The organism is Ktedonosporobacter rubrisoli, assembly GCF_004208415.1.
Classification (GTDB): domain Bacteria; phylum Chloroflexota; class Ktedonobacteria; order Ktedonobacterales; family Ktedonobacteraceae; genus Ktedonosporobacter; species Ktedonosporobacter rubrisoli.
This window is the reverse complement of record NZ_CP035758.1, coordinates 8,663,794-8,678,738: the sequence shown is the minus strand read 5'-3', so window position 1 is coordinate 8,678,738 and position 14,945 is coordinate 8,663,794. Positions and strand designations below refer to the sequence as shown.

At 51.4% G+C, this 14,945-nt stretch carries 12 protein-coding genes; 2 read left to right on the top strand and 10 right to left on the bottom strand.

The features are described 5' to 3' along the window. Nucleotides 1-55: 55 nt before the first annotated feature. The 5 genes from EPA93_RS37670 to EPA93_RS37650 form a co-directional block, all read right to left on the bottom strand. Nucleotides 56-1,876 (bottom strand): oligosaccharide flippase family protein, encoded by a 1,821-nt coding sequence (locus EPA93_RS37670; RefSeq protein ID WP_165423665.1) that lies wholly within the window; start codon nucleotides 1,874-1,876, stop codon nucleotides 56-58. A 579-nt stretch (nucleotides 1,877-2,455) separates the two neighbouring features. Then, nucleotides 2,456-3,358: an ATP-grasp domain-containing protein gene (locus tag EPA93_RS37665; RefSeq protein ID WP_129892458.1), complete on the bottom strand. Its 903-nt coding sequence runs from the start codon at nucleotides 3,356-3,358 to the stop codon at nucleotides 2,456-2,458. A gap of 65 nt (nucleotides 3,359-3,423) precedes the next feature. After that, complete coding sequence (locus tag EPA93_RS37660) at nucleotides 3,424-4,257, bottom strand: ATP-grasp domain-containing protein (RefSeq protein WP_129892457.1); 834 nt, start codon at nucleotides 4,255-4,257, stop codon at nucleotides 3,424-3,426. A 484-nt stretch (nucleotides 4,258-4,741) separates the two neighbouring features. Beyond that, a complete protein-coding gene (locus EPA93_RS37655) occupies nucleotides 4,742-6,286 on the bottom strand; it encodes a sensor histidine kinase (RefSeq protein ID WP_129892456.1) in 1,545 nt (514 codons plus the stop codon). Next, complete coding sequence (locus EPA93_RS37650; RefSeq protein WP_129892455.1) at nucleotides 6,276-6,980, bottom strand: response regulator; 705 nt, start codon at nucleotides 6,978-6,980, stop codon at nucleotides 6,276-6,278. The genes EPA93_RS37655 and EPA93_RS37650 overlap by 11 nt, the downstream gene beginning before the upstream one ends. Nucleotides 6,981-7,494: 514 nt before the next feature. Between EPA93_RS37650 and EPA93_RS37645 the strand changes: the two genes are divergently transcribed. Next, nucleotides 7,495-8,061: a hypothetical protein gene (locus tag EPA93_RS37645; protein WP_129892454.1), complete on the top strand. Its 567-nt coding sequence runs from the start codon at nucleotides 7,495-7,497 to the stop codon at nucleotides 8,059-8,061. Between the two features lie 73 nt (nucleotides 8,062-8,134). Next, nucleotides 8,135-9,751, top strand: a complete 1,617-nt coding sequence (locus EPA93_RS37640; RefSeq protein WP_129892453.1) for a PH domain-containing protein — start codon at nucleotides 8,135-8,137, stop codon at nucleotides 9,749-9,751. A 71-nt stretch (nucleotides 9,752-9,822) separates the two neighbouring features. Here the strand turns inward: EPA93_RS37640 and rlmD are convergent, their stop codons facing one another. From rlmD to EPA93_RS37615, 5 genes are all read right to left on the bottom strand, one after another. After that, entirely contained in the window at nucleotides 9,823-11,202 is a 1,380-nt protein-coding gene (rlmD, locus tag EPA93_RS37635) for a 23S rRNA (uracil(1939)-C(5))-methyltransferase RlmD (protein WP_129892452.1), read from the bottom strand. 164 nt (nucleotides 11,203-11,366) lie between these two features. Continuing rightward, on the bottom strand, nucleotides 11,367-12,347 hold the full coding sequence (locus EPA93_RS37630; RefSeq protein WP_129892451.1) for a DUF8173 domain-containing protein: 981 nt from the start codon (nucleotides 12,345-12,347) through the stop codon (nucleotides 11,367-11,369). Nucleotides 12,348-12,395: 48 nt separating this feature from the next. Further along, the gene (locus tag EPA93_RS37625) at nucleotides 12,396-12,965 is read right to left on the bottom strand and encodes a hypothetical protein (protein ID WP_129892450.1); all 570 of its coding nucleotides are present in this window, start codon (nucleotides 12,963-12,965) and stop codon (nucleotides 12,396-12,398) included. Further along, nucleotides 12,946-13,719, bottom strand: coding sequence for a sigma-70 family RNA polymerase sigma factor (locus EPA93_RS37620; RefSeq protein WP_207229302.1), 774 nt, complete (start codon nucleotides 13,717-13,719; stop codon nucleotides 12,946-12,948). Before EPA93_RS37620 ends, EPA93_RS37625 begins: the two co-directional genes overlap by 20 nt. Before the next feature lie 352 nt (nucleotides 13,720-14,071). Further along, nucleotides 14,072-14,608, bottom strand: a complete 537-nt coding sequence (locus EPA93_RS37615) for a cysteine hydrolase family protein (RefSeq protein WP_129892449.1) — start codon at nucleotides 14,606-14,608, stop codon at nucleotides 14,072-14,074. Nucleotides 14,609-14,945: the final 337 nt, after the last annotated feature.

The window sequence follows — 14,945 nt, the reverse complement described above, 5'->3', positions numbered from 1 at the left end:
TAGTATAGCACATATAGGCTATTCAGACAAGTTTTAACCCCTTTTGGGTGAGCTTCTAGGCTGCCTTCTTGCCCTTTTTGCCGCGCTTCAATTTCTTGCGCACGGCGTTCAAGACGATGGCATCTTCAGGACTGACGCCCATAAGGAAGAGCAAGCCCGCATAGACGGCAAGAAAGACCGGCACCAGTCCCAATTGCACCGGAACGTTCCATTTGAAGAGCATGACCCGCACACTGAAATGCTGCAGCAAGAGCAGCCCGCCTCCCGTGACCAGCGCGCCCACGATCCAGGCTCCGATCGGCTTGAGCGTGTCCCAGCGGTAGGGCTGCATCTTGAGTAGGAAGCGCACCTGCAAGAGCCGCAAAAGATTGACCACAGCCAGCGAGAGCCCAGTCGCCACCGCCACACCCATCGCTCCATAGCGGCCGGCCAGAAACCAGCCAAGGACCAGGTTGAGCACAAAGGTGGCCAGCGAGTTGAAAAAGGAGGCCTTCTGGTGCCCGGTCATCATGAGCATATAGCCCACCGAGCCCGTCCCCACGTTGACCATGTTGCCGGCCGAAAAGGCAATCACCAGCGGCCAGGCCTCCACAAATTCCTTACCCTGGATGCTGAGCAACGCAGTGGCAAAGAGGACGGCAACGCCAAAGATAGGCAGGCTAAAGGTAATGGACCACTTGGTCACCACCTTAAACATCTCTTCTAATTTCTTTTTCTCTCCCTGGGCATGTAATTCGGCAATAGTGGGCGCAAACATGGTATTGAGCGCCTGCAGAGGCATACCGATAAAGCCGCTGATCTTCAACGCCGCGCCATACTGGCCAAGAGCGACGTTGGAAATGTTGAAGGAGGCTAGTAGAAGGGTATCCACCGAGTCGAGGACCAGATCGGTGGTGTTGGTAAGGAAGTTGGGCACGGCAAAGCCAAGCCATTGCTTGGTCTCATAGTGTTCCGGCTCTTCCTGGGCAAAATTGGTGACTTTATCACGGAAGAACCAGAAGGCAAAGAAGGAGCTGGTCCCATCGTTGATCAGCACCGCGACGATGACTCCCACCAGATTACTGCCACGGAAGAAGACGGCAACGATAAAGAGGGAGAGGATCAGGAGCATGGGCATGACAAGCTTTTGCGAGAGCACACGCCAGCGAAAATCCTTAAAGCCGGCCAGGCCATTGGTCCAGATTGATTCCATACAGCCCAGGGGAATACTTGGCGCCAGCAATTGCAGGACCAGAATCAATTGCGACTTATCGGAGGAATGCCCGGGCTTAAAGACATCAATGATGCTGGGGGCAAAGAAAAAGATGAGGGCCGAGCCAATGAGCCCGGCGGCAGCGGCACCCAGAGTACAGAAAATGACAAGCCCACGCAAGGAGCCGCCTTGCTTCCTGGCCCGATAGATGGGCACATAGCGCACAATGGCATCGTCAAGGCCCAGGGTTAGCGTGGAAGAAAAGAGACTGATGATCGAGAGCCCCAGCGTATAGAGGCCGAAGACAGCCGCGCCAAAGAAGCGCGAAATAACCAGTGTAATACCGTATTTGAGCACGGTGCCCAGGATGTTGCCCAGGCCGACGAAAGCGGCATTGCTGGCCGAGCCAGAGATCTCCGACTTCATCTCGGGAGCCGCTTCTCCCTGCTTGACAGCGATGCCGGTGAGCACCATCATTGGGACCGTGGCTTGTTCATCCACAGGGATCTCATCGAAGCTGGGATAGCTGGGATCGCCGTAGGGTCGCTCTAAGGTCTTGACTGCCTTCAAGAGTAAGGTTGGCTGCTCGTCCAAGCTATTTTGCGCAGCGTTCTGCTTGACTATCTTGATCTGATCCGGCTGTTCCAGCTTCTCTTCATCCGATTGGATAGGTCTTAAACGCACACGAGCATGCCGATATGAAGAGACAGGCCCGGTACCCTGCGGAACCGATTGACGGCTTGAGCGAGATCCAAGCAGTGAGGAGAAGCGGGGAGATGAACTATTTTCCTCCGGTGAGGACGTCTGGGTAATTTTTTTTGCTTTATTTGCAGGTAGTGAGAAACGTGGTTGTATTACAAAATTTTCAGTATCCTTCTGTGGTTCTGGAGGTATAGCATCTTTTATACTATTGCCATCAAAATCATTCTGTATATCTAAAGCATTATTTGTAGAGACCTCATCAGCCCGAGCAGCCTTGTCCTCGGGGAAATAATGCGAAGAAGGTTTAAACAAATTACTCATAAGCTTCGATTTAAGATATACCTCCTCTCCGGAGCACCGCAGCATACGGCACCGTATAGGAGACGGCGGTTATCTGCTACGCTGCCAGGAAACGGAAAAAGCCATAGTCGCAACCTGGGTCCAGCTATACAAATTCCTGGGCAATGGATTTGTATCCCCGGCTGCTGATAATCTGTAAGATAGAGGGATAAACAGTGATATTGTAGCGGATTAATTTACATACGTCTATGAAACTAGTACTTATGAGAGCGCTTCGGTGCCTGTTTGCCTGGACATGGTATGGCCACTATTCATAAGGCCTAATGGTTGTACCGATTGCCATTTAAGGGCTGGCGCTGTCTCCAGGCGCTCGACCAGATTGATAATAGCCTTCTCAGGACCAATGAGGTTGCGCAAGCCGGGGAAAGAATTGACGTCCATCACAATCGGACCTTGTTCAGTGATCAGAAAATCAAGGCCAAAGATACGCAGGCCGAAGGCGCGGCCGCAGTCTAGCGCGATCTCTCTGATCTCTTTACCAATCTGATTGGCCGTAAGCTGAAACTGGTCCTTGGGCTTGTGGTCCAGCGGGCTACGTCGCTTAGCAGCAAATATCTGCTCATCAATTACCCACACCTTGGTATCCCAGCCATCCCCAATAATCCACTCCTGGACAATGATAGGCTCCTGGCCCCAGCGCTCAGCAAGCATATGCAGATGCTCAAGATTGTACACCTGCTCAATAAGCTCGTCGTCGTGATTATGTTTACTTTTTACAATGAAAGGAAAAGGCATGGAGGCCAGCATCTGCGTATCTGCCAATAGCCGCTGTAGAGAAGAAAAACTCAAGGTTTTGGGCCAGGGCAGCCCAGCCTTGTTCATCACGTGCGTCATGACCTCACGGTCCTGGCAAGCGCTGGTAGATGCCGAGCTATTAATCACCAATGCTCCTTGCTGCTCCAACTGGTGGGCAAAATCCAGGCTTTGCGGCCCGTGGGACTTTAAGAGATAGAGATCAGCAGGCGTTGCCAGTTCCTCATTCCAAGCAGCAGTTTGCACATTGAAGACCTGCACCTCATACTTTGTCCCAAGCCCTTCCACAAGCTCACGTATGATCGGTAGCTTCTCATATCGTGGATGATCAATAATCAGGCAAATACGCATTTTCTAACCCCCATTAACCTCTCTTCTTGCATTGCTATAGTAGCTCCGACAGCCAGGTAAGAGCTTTAAGCGATGGCAGCTTCTTGCTGTAGGCCCTCGATCAGAGAGACAAACGCCTTCTCGGGTCCGAAGAGGCCACGAAAACCCGGGAAAGGATTGACATCGATGGCTACAGGCCCCTGTTCAGTAATGAGCATATCAACAACAAAGACATCTGCACTTAGCAGTTTGCCGATACGCAACGCTACATCGCGCATCTCTGCACTGATATCCTGGGGGGAGAGCTGAAACTGGTCTTGGGGTTCGTGGGTCAATGGGCTCCTTCGCTTGGCAGCAAGTATGGTCTCGCCAATAACCCAAACTTTGGTATCCCAGCCGTCGCTTTGCCTGTACTCCTGAATAATTACAGGCTCCAAACTCTTATATGTCGCAAGCCTTTTTAGCTGCTCCAGGGTATCCACTTTATCGACAAACACGCCCTCATAGGCATAGCGCGCCTTCACCATCAAAGGGAAAGTGAGGGCCGAGAGCATATCTTCGCTTAGATCCTGTTCAAAACGATCAAGCACCCAGGTTCGCGGCCAGGGCACATCCTCGGCCAGAAATAGTTCCGACAGAAAAGCGCGATCCTGGCAAGCCTGTGTGGCCTTCCAACTATTGATCACGCGTATGCCCTTCTCCTCCGCCAGGCGAGCAATTTCTAAGGCGCCCGGCGTATGGCTCTTGAGCAGATAAACGTCAGCCAGAGCTTCCCTGGTATGCATGATGGCATGAGCGTCCGCCACTGTTGATACGGAAATTGTAGTAATCTGATGATTAGCGCTCAATTGCCGTAGCACATCTTTCATGGTGGGCGTTTTAATTCTTGACTCTTCGTCAACAATAAAACATATGTTCAAATATGTACCTCTTCTTTACTGGATTACGGCAGGTAGATCGTAGTAAGCGAGAAAAAGTGCGTGACGCTCTTTAAATGCCCTGTCTCTAGGCGAAAACAGTCGGTATGTAGTGGAGCAGACCCAGATTTGGATGTACCTATCCATAAGGAGGGCCGCATTATTTTAATTGGCTTATGATAAGCATCATACTCCGCACTGTAGGCTTCAGGGAACAGTAGAAATACACAGACTTCATCAGCAATAATACGTATAATCAATAGGTATAAATACCTAAAATAAAAATAGAGGATATTTATAGACTTTACTAATGCTCCTCATGTGTCATGCTCAGGTCAGATCGAGGCTTAGCCGTTAGCCAGCGTGGGAATGCTGATCCAGAGCCGGTAGCAGATGGTAGAAAATAGGTAGGCACTGTTCGGCAGCTTCGCTATCTTCTGGGAGATATCAGGCTAATCAGGCGCTCGCAAAATACAGCCTGGCTGCCTTAGAGGGGCAAAAACAGCGAGATTGTCGTCCCTTTCCCTGGAAATGTATCAAGAGTAAGGGTGGCGCCGATTAAACGCGCGCGCTCACGCATTCCCGTCAGGCCAAGACGCGTGGTGGTCCCGCCTAGCGGGGCCTGGGCCGAAATTGCCGGAAATCCCTTCCCATTATCGCGCACAACGATACATAAAAGGTTGGCCTGATAATATAACTCAATGCGCGCAAGAGACGCTGAGGAATGCTTCCACACATTCGAGAGCGCTTCCTGGACAATGCGGAAAATAGCAATCTCTGTTTCGGGGGCCGTGGTATGAGCTTCGCCCACCCAGGTGAACGTGCAGGGAACACCCCTTGAGGCTGAAATATCGCTAAGCCATTCTAGAGCCGCATGCAAGCCGAGATTATCCAGGACCGAAGGCCGTAGATCCTGGCAAGCGCGCCGAACCCCTTCTAACGTATCGTCAGCCAGCTTGTGCAGATCCGCAAACCACTGCACATCTTTCTGTGGTGGGTTCAACTTCTTGATCGAGCTCTCCAGGCCATCCAGGCCGAGGGAGAGCGCAATCAAGGCCTGGGCCGTATCATCGTGCAAATCGCGCGCCAGGCGGCGGCGCTCATCTTCCTGGGCTTGCGTGATCAGAGAAGCATAATCATGTAATTCATCCCTGCGCTGGCGCGTGCTTCTCAACTCGTGAAGCGTCCGCCGCAGCTCATAGGTTTTCACATTCATGCGCGTATTGGTCACGGCCAGATAGTAAATAGCCACCAGGGGACCCAGGAAGAGCAGCCAGGTCAGTTCAACCAGACCTGTGCCAAAGACATCCATGATTGGCAACAAGGGACCCATGCTCAACAGCAGGCCCTGAAAGAGCACAGGCGCAAAGAGATAGGTTCGCCACGAGGCATAGCGCTTATTCCGATTGAGGTAAAGCAGAATAGGCGTGAACAGGATAATAATCAAGATTAGCATAAAGCCTGCCGAAAACGTAGCGCCAAGCAGCTCGCGAGCCTCATGCAGGCGAACAATCAAGCCATGCTGAACGCTATGGGAGGAACCTGCAATGAACTTATAGAGCTTACCAGCGATCAGCACGAGCAGCGCTGTTGCCGCTACACGATAGCTGGCCTCAGTCCAGGAAATCAAGCCCCGAAAAGCCGTATATAGCTGCAAAGATGTCTGGGTGATTAAGGCCGTAATGACAGCAGCCGGCACATTGGCCAGCACGCCCACCGCCAGATAGAGGGGTGCATTAATATCCAGCAGGAAGACAGGCCTCCACAGCACGGGAGCCCGGCGTGGCACAGGCTCCATCTTACTAAGATCTGAGCGTAGAATATATTCGAGCAGGCCACGCCCAAAGGCAGCTACGAGCACAGAAAGGAGTATCAGCTTAGCCACAGTATGCAGGCCATAGTCAGTGGGAGAGAACGAGTACCGGCTTAAGGCCCAGAAGAGTAGCAACCCGATCAGAACTAGCGAAAGAAAGATGATCAGTGGTCTCCAGTAGCGAAAACGGCGAGACCAACGCAGAGCATTAGAAACCATGAGTATCTTGTAGCGATATCATTCCTCGGCGTAGCGCCTGCAAAACGGCCTCTGTACGAGAGCCAACATGCATCTTAGCAAAAATACTGGCCAGATGGCTATGCACAGTGCGAATGCTCAACCCCATACGCCGAGCGATCTCCTTATTGGGCAAGCCCTGGGCGGCCAGGCGCAGAACATCAAATTCGCGCTCACTGAGCGTATCGTTAGAAGTATGTGGAGATGACGCGCGCTGCGAGAGTCGCCTGGTAATCTTGCCTACCAGCGTGGGATGCAATACAGATCCGCCACACGCCACAGTTCGCACAGCACTCACCAGCTCTTGTCCCCGCGCATTCTTGAGCAAAAAGCCCTTAGCACCAGCTTCTAACAGCGCAACCAGGTACGGCTCATCATCGTAGGCCGAGAGTACCAGGACCTCTATCTCTGGACAGTACTCCTTCAAGACATGGGTAGCCTTGATCCCTCCCATACCCGGCATCGCAATATCCATAATCACAACATCAGGGCGCAATTGCTGCGCCATCGTTATAGCTTCTTCACCGGTAACCGCCTCCGCCACCACTGTCATATCCTCCTCAGCCTCCAGTAAACGACGCATCCCCTCACGCACAAGGGTATGATCATCTACAAGTAAAACGCGAATAGGACGCGTAAAATTCTGGCTTTGATTAGGTGTGGCATTTGTAATCATAAATACTGCTTTCTGCTGAAATCATTTATACGCTTTATACCACTACTGCCTGTCTTCCCTACTATACATCTTTTTCCAAAATAAAGAGCAATCTACGCAACTACAATCTCATCTGATAGAGATTATTGCATGTGTGTATCCGGCAGGACAAGTTGCTAAGATATTTTTCCTATATCTGGACAAGCTTGAGGATCAAAACAAACTATTGCTGACAAAACGTTACCAGAACATGAAGATAAAAATCTACTTTATATAATGTCTTAATAGTATAAGGTGTAAGTGAATTTTCCCGTGCCATGCTCGCTTGCCAGGGCAAGCGGGGGATGGTTTATGCTGGGGTATCATGGTACATAGATGAGCAATTTTTTCTATGCTCTCCTCTATGTTTTGGCAATAACCTGTGGTATGATTAAATGCAAGAGCGGGAATTAAGGGAGAGTTTGACATTGCTACAGCCAGAAGGCTCGTATAGTGTTATGTTGGCTCTGATGCTATTGGGGGAGGATACGAGAGGATGTCATCATTGCCCTTTACTGATCAACAGTGTTTCTTCATCGCCATGCTCGTATTTATCGTAATAGGTTTTATGCGTGGCTGGCGGCGAGAACTTGTCTCACTGGTCTTTGTGCTCCTGGCAGTTGTACTGATGCGACCTGACACCAGCCAGAGCATAGCGCTCTTTCTCGCCCGGATTCCGGGAACATTTTCGTACTTTTTGACAGGAAAGGGCATCTCGCCCGAAGTAACCAGCAGCATTCTGGGGCCCTGGTGGCCATTACTCGGCTTTCTGTCACTGCTGGCGCTGGGTTATTACGTTGGCAATAGAGCATTTCCAACTTCCCCGGCGACGCCTCAGGAGCGCTTTCTAGGGGTGATTCCTGCTGTTGTCTCTGGCGCCTTTGTGCTTGCCTACTTCAGCAGCGTTGTCACCAGAGGACCAAACGGGCAGCCACTCTTCGTCATCTCGATGCAGGCGCCCAATCCAGTTAACTATATACCTGTTATCTTTATTATTGCAATAGTTGCCGTGGTGATTGCCTTAATTGCAGCGCGCGCAAAAAAAACCACTGCGAAAAAGTAATCAGTCACTTTAAGTAGCATTTTTCTATTCCGGCCGCCACCATACATGAGAAGAGACATGCTGAGGTAACATAATGGCAGATAAACCCAGGAACCAATCGGCTGCGACTACCTCTACATCACCTGCCGATCAATGGCTTTCAGGCCGTCGTCGCTTTGGTTTGCAAATGTTCAGGCGTGGGAGCGATAGAAAGTGGCATTTTTCAGGGCAGCAGCCAGGCGAAGAGGTACGTCTGGTAGTGCGCAGGCACTGGTGGTTCCTGATGAAGCCAGCCCTACCTTTTCTAGGGGCAACGCTGCTCTTCATCCTGACCCTATGGGCTTCCACGCTGATTGCAGCCCCTCCGACATTCTGGCTCGTCCTTGAAGGTATATTCTTTCTTGCCATACTAGCCACCTTTGGCTGGTTTGCCTATCGTGACCTTGTTGTGTGGTGGTTCGAGACCTATATCATCACCAACAAGCGCATCATCAATTCACGCGGCTTATTCCAGCCCACGCGCCAGGAGACACCGCTTGAAAAAGTGCAACAGGTAGGCCTTGACGTAGACACCTTCTTAGGCGTAATTCTGGGCTTTGGCACGGTTCATCTCTACCTGACCGGCGGGGACCTGCTCCTCCCCAACGTGCCCCAACCCAAAAAGATCAAAGATGCGATTCAAGGCATCACCTCAGTCATCAAATCCAACAAGCCTGCCGACAAACCTATGCCAGCTCCACACAATCCTGGCATGGCGGCGGTGCTAAAAGAGCTATCCCAGGGCAAAGCTGTTGCCAAACTGCCCAACGCCGATGAGAACTACCCTCCACTGCGCAATAAGGACCGCTTCCTCGGCCCCAGGCGCACCTTTGGGGGCTTCCTGCGTATTCCTTGCGAGGTGCACTATACCTCCGGCGAATATACTGTCAAGTATATTCAGCGCTCGCAGTATGTCTTGCTCAGAACCCTGCTTATCCCCCTGGTGCTGCTGATCATCGTCCTGCCGATTGCGCTTGTCTTGCCTGGCATGGGATCGATTCCACCGGCGCTTTATGGATACTGGTGGTTCTTCAGCGGTTTTACTGTCTTAGGCCTGCTTATTGCACTGGGACTGCTCTATATCAACTATGTTGACGATGTATATATTCTTACGAACAAGCGCATCATCGATATCCATCGCCACTTTGTCATCCTCTTTGAGGCGCGCATAGAGGCGGAGTACAAGAATATTCGCGATATCAAGGTAAAGGTGCCAAACGTGATTGAGCGCTTCCTTGACATCGGCAATATCTACGTAGAGACTCCGGGCAGTAATCCTGATATTATCCTGCGCACGATAGACCATCCCTTCGTCTTGATGGACGAGATCAGCGCCATCAAAGGCCATAAGGATAAAGAAGACCGAGCCAAAAGAGAGAACGAAGAGAAGAAGACGATGCACCTCTGGTTTAGCACGATCCTGGCCCGGCTAGAAGAGACGGCCAAAACCAGCGGCGCCCCCGATCTACGCGATATGGACCTGTTGACTGCCATGACCTGCGCTCAGGAATACGGCCTGGAGGTAAGCGTATGGGGCGAGGCAGTACCCAGCACGAACATCGCCCCGGGCTGCGTCATTCATCAAAACCCGCCCCCGGGCACTATGATGGCCCAGGGCAGTAAGATCGAGGTAGTTTTGAGCAAGCGGCCATCCCTCGTAGATCAGGTCTGAAGCAGCACATAAAAGGACCGCCGGTAGTTCTGGCGGTCCTTCTCTATGCCAAAAAGGCACTATATAAAATGCTATCTTGTGCCAACGCGCGCGAGCAAAGCCACGCATTCGATATGATAGGTTTGCGGGAACATATCGATTGGTTGAGCGGCAACCAGGCGATAACGACCGCCACTGCAGAGCATAGCAATATCGCGGGCCAGCGTGCTGGGATCGCAAGAGACGTAGCAAATGGCCCGAGGCGCGATCATCTGCAAGGCTTGCAAAGCTTTAGGATGACAGCCGGCCCGCGGTGGATCAACCAGGGCCAGATCGATACGCTCTCGGCGGTAGTGCAGTTGTCCCAGGACTCGCTCCAACGTTCCTTCCAGCGCAGTGATATTATTCTGGTTATTCAAGGCAGCGCTTGCGCGCGCATCCATAACCGCACTGGGCTGGGACTCAATCGCAATTACACGCGATGTACGAGGAGATAAGAACGCCGAAAAAAGACCTACGCCACTATAGCCATCCAGGATCACCTCAGAGCGCTGAGGCTCTAGCATAGCCAGGGCCCGCTCGACAAGCACCGAGGTCTGCACAAGATTCACCTGGAAGAAGGAGTCAGCCGAGACGCGGAAACGGCGCCCCAAAACTACATCCGTCAAGAATTCCTGGCCAGCGAACACGCGGCCATAGCGGCCGCCAACGCGCTCAATGATAACTCCCACGATTCCGGGAGCGATAGTCATAAGGGTTTGCGCAAGCTGCTGGGGATTCTCGATCATTGAGCCAGGGCGTGCATGGACCGTCAGAAGCGTAGGCACGGCCTTTACGCCATTTGGAGCAATGCCAGTAGTAGAATTGCTCACAGCTCCAATGGCTCCACGTAACGTAAAGCCCTGGATCATCTCCCCAAGCGTATCATCAAAATACTCGATGAGCTTGCGGCGTACAAGCTGATATACCTGATCAAGCGCAGGATGCAATAAGGGACACTCTTCAAGATCCTGAACGTTATGGCTTTCAGTCAGTTTGAAGCCAATTTCGCCGCGCGGTCCCACAGTAAATAGGACAATGTTACGATAGTGCCACGGTGGGACCCCTGGCGGCATACCAATAGTGGGATGAACAAGGGCGTCCGGCTGCTTGCCAATACGCACAAGCAACTGGCGCACAATATGAGCCTTCCAGGTAAGCTGTGCCGGATAGGCAATGTGCTGCCACTGGCAGCCGCTCTCGGTAAGCAACGGATAAGGTGGCTCGACTCTCTCAGCCGCAGGTCGCAGAATCTCTAACAGGTTTGCCCGTGCGTGGCCTCGGCGTTCCTCTACAATTTCTACTCGGACCCGCTCGCCTGGAATCCCTCCAGGGACGAACAGGACGCGTCCCTCATATCGGCCTACGGCATCGCCTCCGTAGGCAAGATCTGTAAGTTCAACATCAATGCTCATGTTCACCTCGGCGGTCACCCCACGACATTCCTCGTCGTTGATGTCCGTCCCATCTTTCCAGCGTTTTTGTCTATACTTAGATACTACATAGCCCCGAAGTGGAGTCTCGCAACGGAAAATGACTCTTTCCCCCTCTTCAATGAGAGAGACTAGCGCTTCTTCTCAGACGCTGGCAGGAGCATCTATAACTGAAGTGGTTGTTTAGGCTGGCTATAGAGTCGTGTGCCGAAACGGCTCAGGAAAACTGCTCCTATCCCAAGTAGCCCTGTGCTAATCCAGACTAACCAACCAACGTAGGGGAGAGACCCTGCCAATGTTAACACCGTCAATCCCACTACAACCTGCATTGGACGGGTATTTTGCTGGGGTGTTATTTTGCGTAAGATATACTCACCAATAAGCCAACCCACCGCTACCGTCCCCAGGGCCCACGCCGCAACAAGTCCTATGGCTACTAAAATAGCCAATGGGATAGGAATAATGAGTGCGACTAATACAGCAAGGACAGCAGGTGCAAGCAGAACACTGAGCAGCCCCAGGACGAGACTCCGCCGCATCTTGCTCTTCGCAGTTGTATGTACCAGCATCACGTGTTCTGGCAGTAACGAGGTGAGCAAAAGACCTAGCGCTACCCATGTCACGATGGACCAGAAACGGAAACCGGTGCCTACATCGCCTGCAAGCAGTTGACCCATGCCATTTGTGCAATCGAGCACTGAACCATGGAGCTGTGAGTTCTGACTATGTGTCCAGCGCCCGCCGCAGAGATGGATATCTCCACTCACATCGGCACTATCCTGCAAGGTGACGTTGCCAACGTACTGTGTGACGTTGCCATCAACTCGCCCATCAATAACTACCTTGCCGCCAAATGCAACTACATCTCCTCTGACCTCTCCTCGTATCACCACAATCCCTCCAAATGAGGTCAGGTTACTACAAATCACCTCCCCACTATTAACTACCACAGTGCTGCCAAAAGAGGGACTGTGATGTTCACCTGTGCAACCCGAGTCTCCCCCGGCTGCTTGACGATCCGCTGCTGCTACAGTGGGTGGGCCCGTAAACCTGGATTGTAGCCCCCCACCTATTAAGAACACCACAAGGACCAGAAGTCCAGGCAGTGTGAGCATGAACCACCGTCTCCGAAAGACTTTTAACATACTGGAACTCCCTATCATAGCTGCCTCTAGCAGCTATGACCTTCGCTTCTACGCCTCTTGCGGAGTTCGCATCAAGCGAAGCCACATCCCCATCATGACGACCACGGCGAACGCGATCCCTGACAGTAGCCAGTTGTTGCGTGTCACTAGCGTCAACCCCGCCTGCAGATATTGGGCAAGGATTATCAATATATCGATGACACCATTGAGCAGTGAAAGGATCTGCACTGCTAGATCTGTCTGGATGATCGTGACTGCGAGTAACAGTAATGGGATACTACTTAATGTAAAGAAACCAATAGCCGCAACTGCTGTGCCTACGGTTCGTAAGCGAGCCACTCTATTTTGCTGCTGCTGATGTATATCTTCAAGTTGTTGGGTTATCTTCTTCTGTTGTTGTATGGCCCGCATGATCTGGTCGGTTGAGATGCTTGTAGACACACGACGAGGCGCTGGCACTGTTGCACAAAACAGGTGATCGATACGACGCTGCTGCTGCTCAAAAGCACGGCATGCTGCACACTTCTGCAAATGCTCCTGCAGTGCCGAGTCATCTGCCTGTTCAGGGTTACTTTCACGCCGGGCATCCAGCCATCTCTTAGCGTCGCGGCAGCGCATCTACCTGCACCTCCTCGTTCTCGCTGGTTGCGTTCTGTTGCATATATCGGGCTAGTAATTCACGCGCACGATGTAAACGCGCTTTGACCAGGGCAGGCGTCAGTTTTAAGGTGTTGGCGATCTCTTCGTAGGAGAAGTCGTACCAATATCGTAAAACAATGACGGCTCTATATTTGCTGGGTAACTTCTGCAGATACAGCTGGATCTCGTCTTGCTGCTCCCCCTGCAAAGCCGATTGCTCTGGACTGATCCCCAGGTCCGGCATCCATTCTAAAAATGGGATATCCTCTAAGGGCAAAGCCAGAAATCGTCGACGCCTCAGTTGGTCAATGGCCAGGTGCGAAGCTATCGATAAGAGCCAGGTGCTGAATTTATGCATGGGCTTATATGTGCCAAGCTGTGTGTAGGCTCGCACAAATGTTTCCTGCGTCACATCTTCGGCTTCCGTTACGTTACCTAACATACGGTACGCCAGATTTTGCACGGCATCTTTGTATCGCTCGACGAGCACCGCGAAGACATCCTGGTCACCAGTGAGGACTAGCTCGACAAGCGCTGCATCGCTCATCGCTTCCACTCTGGCCTCCGCCTTCGTTCGCGCTCCGGTCGCTTGTTCTGCACCAGTAATACCCTGTACACCCGCTATACCTGTGGTTATCTCAGTACTCTGGCTACGACGTGTCTTTCGCGCTGGTTTCGCTAATGTCCCTATTCCCCCCAGCATGTTTGTAACGTTCACTGATGATTCTAGCATTTGTCACCGCTCATTACTAGTTCTCTATTTTAACTCATTAGATGATTATAGGCAGTATCACTTACAGACGTATACGAGTCGCATCTAAAAAAGTTGTAATCTTCCTACCATATATCACGCTCTCTCTCCCTCTTATCCTGGAGGCAATTCCCTCTCACACCTGTACATTCCCACTCTATAATTAAAAAATATTCATGTTCATTACGCAAGTCTATAAGACAAATGTCTGCTTTACGCTCGCATAATGAGATGTGTCTGACTATTCTTTCATTTTCACGCGGATTGACTGCTGTTGGACGGGAGAGCGCTGGGCCTCCCCGGCTGTTGGCTCTCCCTTTATATGTACGTCAGGTTAGAAGCTAATCTCTCGGGTCGACTTTACCTCGACACAGCTTTCAGCATGTCCAAAGTCATCTAGCGTTTCGTTATGGTGCGCTACGATCTGGCCACCGGTCAGCACTCCATTGTCGATGGTACTATGTGCGTCGGCGACTAAAGTTACAGCATAATTCCGGCTGATGGCTGCCCGTGCAGTAGTATCAACGCAGAACTCGGTTCGACATCCAACGATGATGATATGCTTGATCCCGCGGCTCTGCAACTCATTCTGCAGGTTCGTACCATAAAATGAGTCGGCAGCGCGCTTGGATAAGACGATTTCTCCGTCAAGTGGCGCAACTCTAGGATGGATCTGCCAATCTCGCGCACCTGGAATAAGTTTGCTACCACCCTCATGCTGAATATAGATGATCGGTATCTGCGCCTCACGAGCTCGCTTGAGCAAATCGGCGATATTTTCCAGGACGAGATCCCGCCGGTAGGAGGGCTCTTGACCGTCAATCAGACCTATCTGCACATCAATGACTAGCAAAGCTGTTGCTTCACTCATATTCAGGTGTACTCCTTGATAATACATTTATTTCTTGTGTACATCTTTTTAGTGCAATAGCGATAAGTCCTTAGCGATCCATCGGTCTCTCCGTCTTCCGTCTTCTTCCTTGCTTTCGGGCAAATCATGCAGGATACTATAAATAATACCCCAAATGCGCTGAGATGTCAATTGCTGTGCCCTATTCCCATCCTCTCTATATAACAATTCTATTGCTGGATATAGTCCCCAAATGGAGCTGAACTATGCTTACGTTTCGCTAAGAAACTTATGGAGATCGCAATTTCTGTGTCTGCTCTTTGAGCTGCTTCTGAGAGCATCTTTTTGGCTGTCCATT

Bases quoted from the DNA above. Each gene is read 5' to 3' on its own strand.
- EPA93_RS37615 (WP_129892449.1), bottom strand. From the start codon at position 14,608: ATGAGTGAAGCAACAGCTTTGCTAGTCATTGATGTGCAGATAGGTCTG.
- EPA93_RS37630 (WP_129892451.1), bottom strand. From the start codon at position 12,347: ATGTTAAAAGTCTTTCGGAGACGGTGGTTCATGCTCACACTGCCTGGA.
- EPA93_RS37620 (WP_207229302.1), bottom strand. From the start codon at position 13,719: ATGCTAGAATCATCAGTGAACGTTACAAACATGCTGGGGGGAATAGGG.
- EPA93_RS37640 (WP_129892453.1), top strand. From the start codon at position 8,135: ATGGCAGATAAACCCAGGAACCAATCGGCTGCGACTACCTCTACATCA.
- EPA93_RS37655 (WP_129892456.1), bottom strand. From the start codon at position 6,286: ATGGTTTCTAATGCTCTGCGTTGGTCTCGCCGTTTTCGCTACTGGAGA.
- EPA93_RS37645 (WP_129892454.1), top strand. From the start codon at position 7,495: ATGTCATCATTGCCCTTTACTGATCAACAGTGTTTCTTCATCGCCATG.
- EPA93_RS37625 (WP_129892450.1), bottom strand. From the start codon at position 12,965: ATGCGCTGCCGCGACGCTAAGAGATGGCTGGATGCCCGGCGTGAAAGT.
- EPA93_RS37665 (WP_129892458.1), bottom strand. From the start codon at position 3,358: ATGCGTATTTGCCTGATTATTGATCATCCACGATATGAGAAGCTACCG.
- EPA93_RS37650 (WP_129892455.1), bottom strand. From the start codon at position 6,980: ATGATTACAAATGCCACACCTAATCAAAGCCAGAATTTTACGCGTCCT.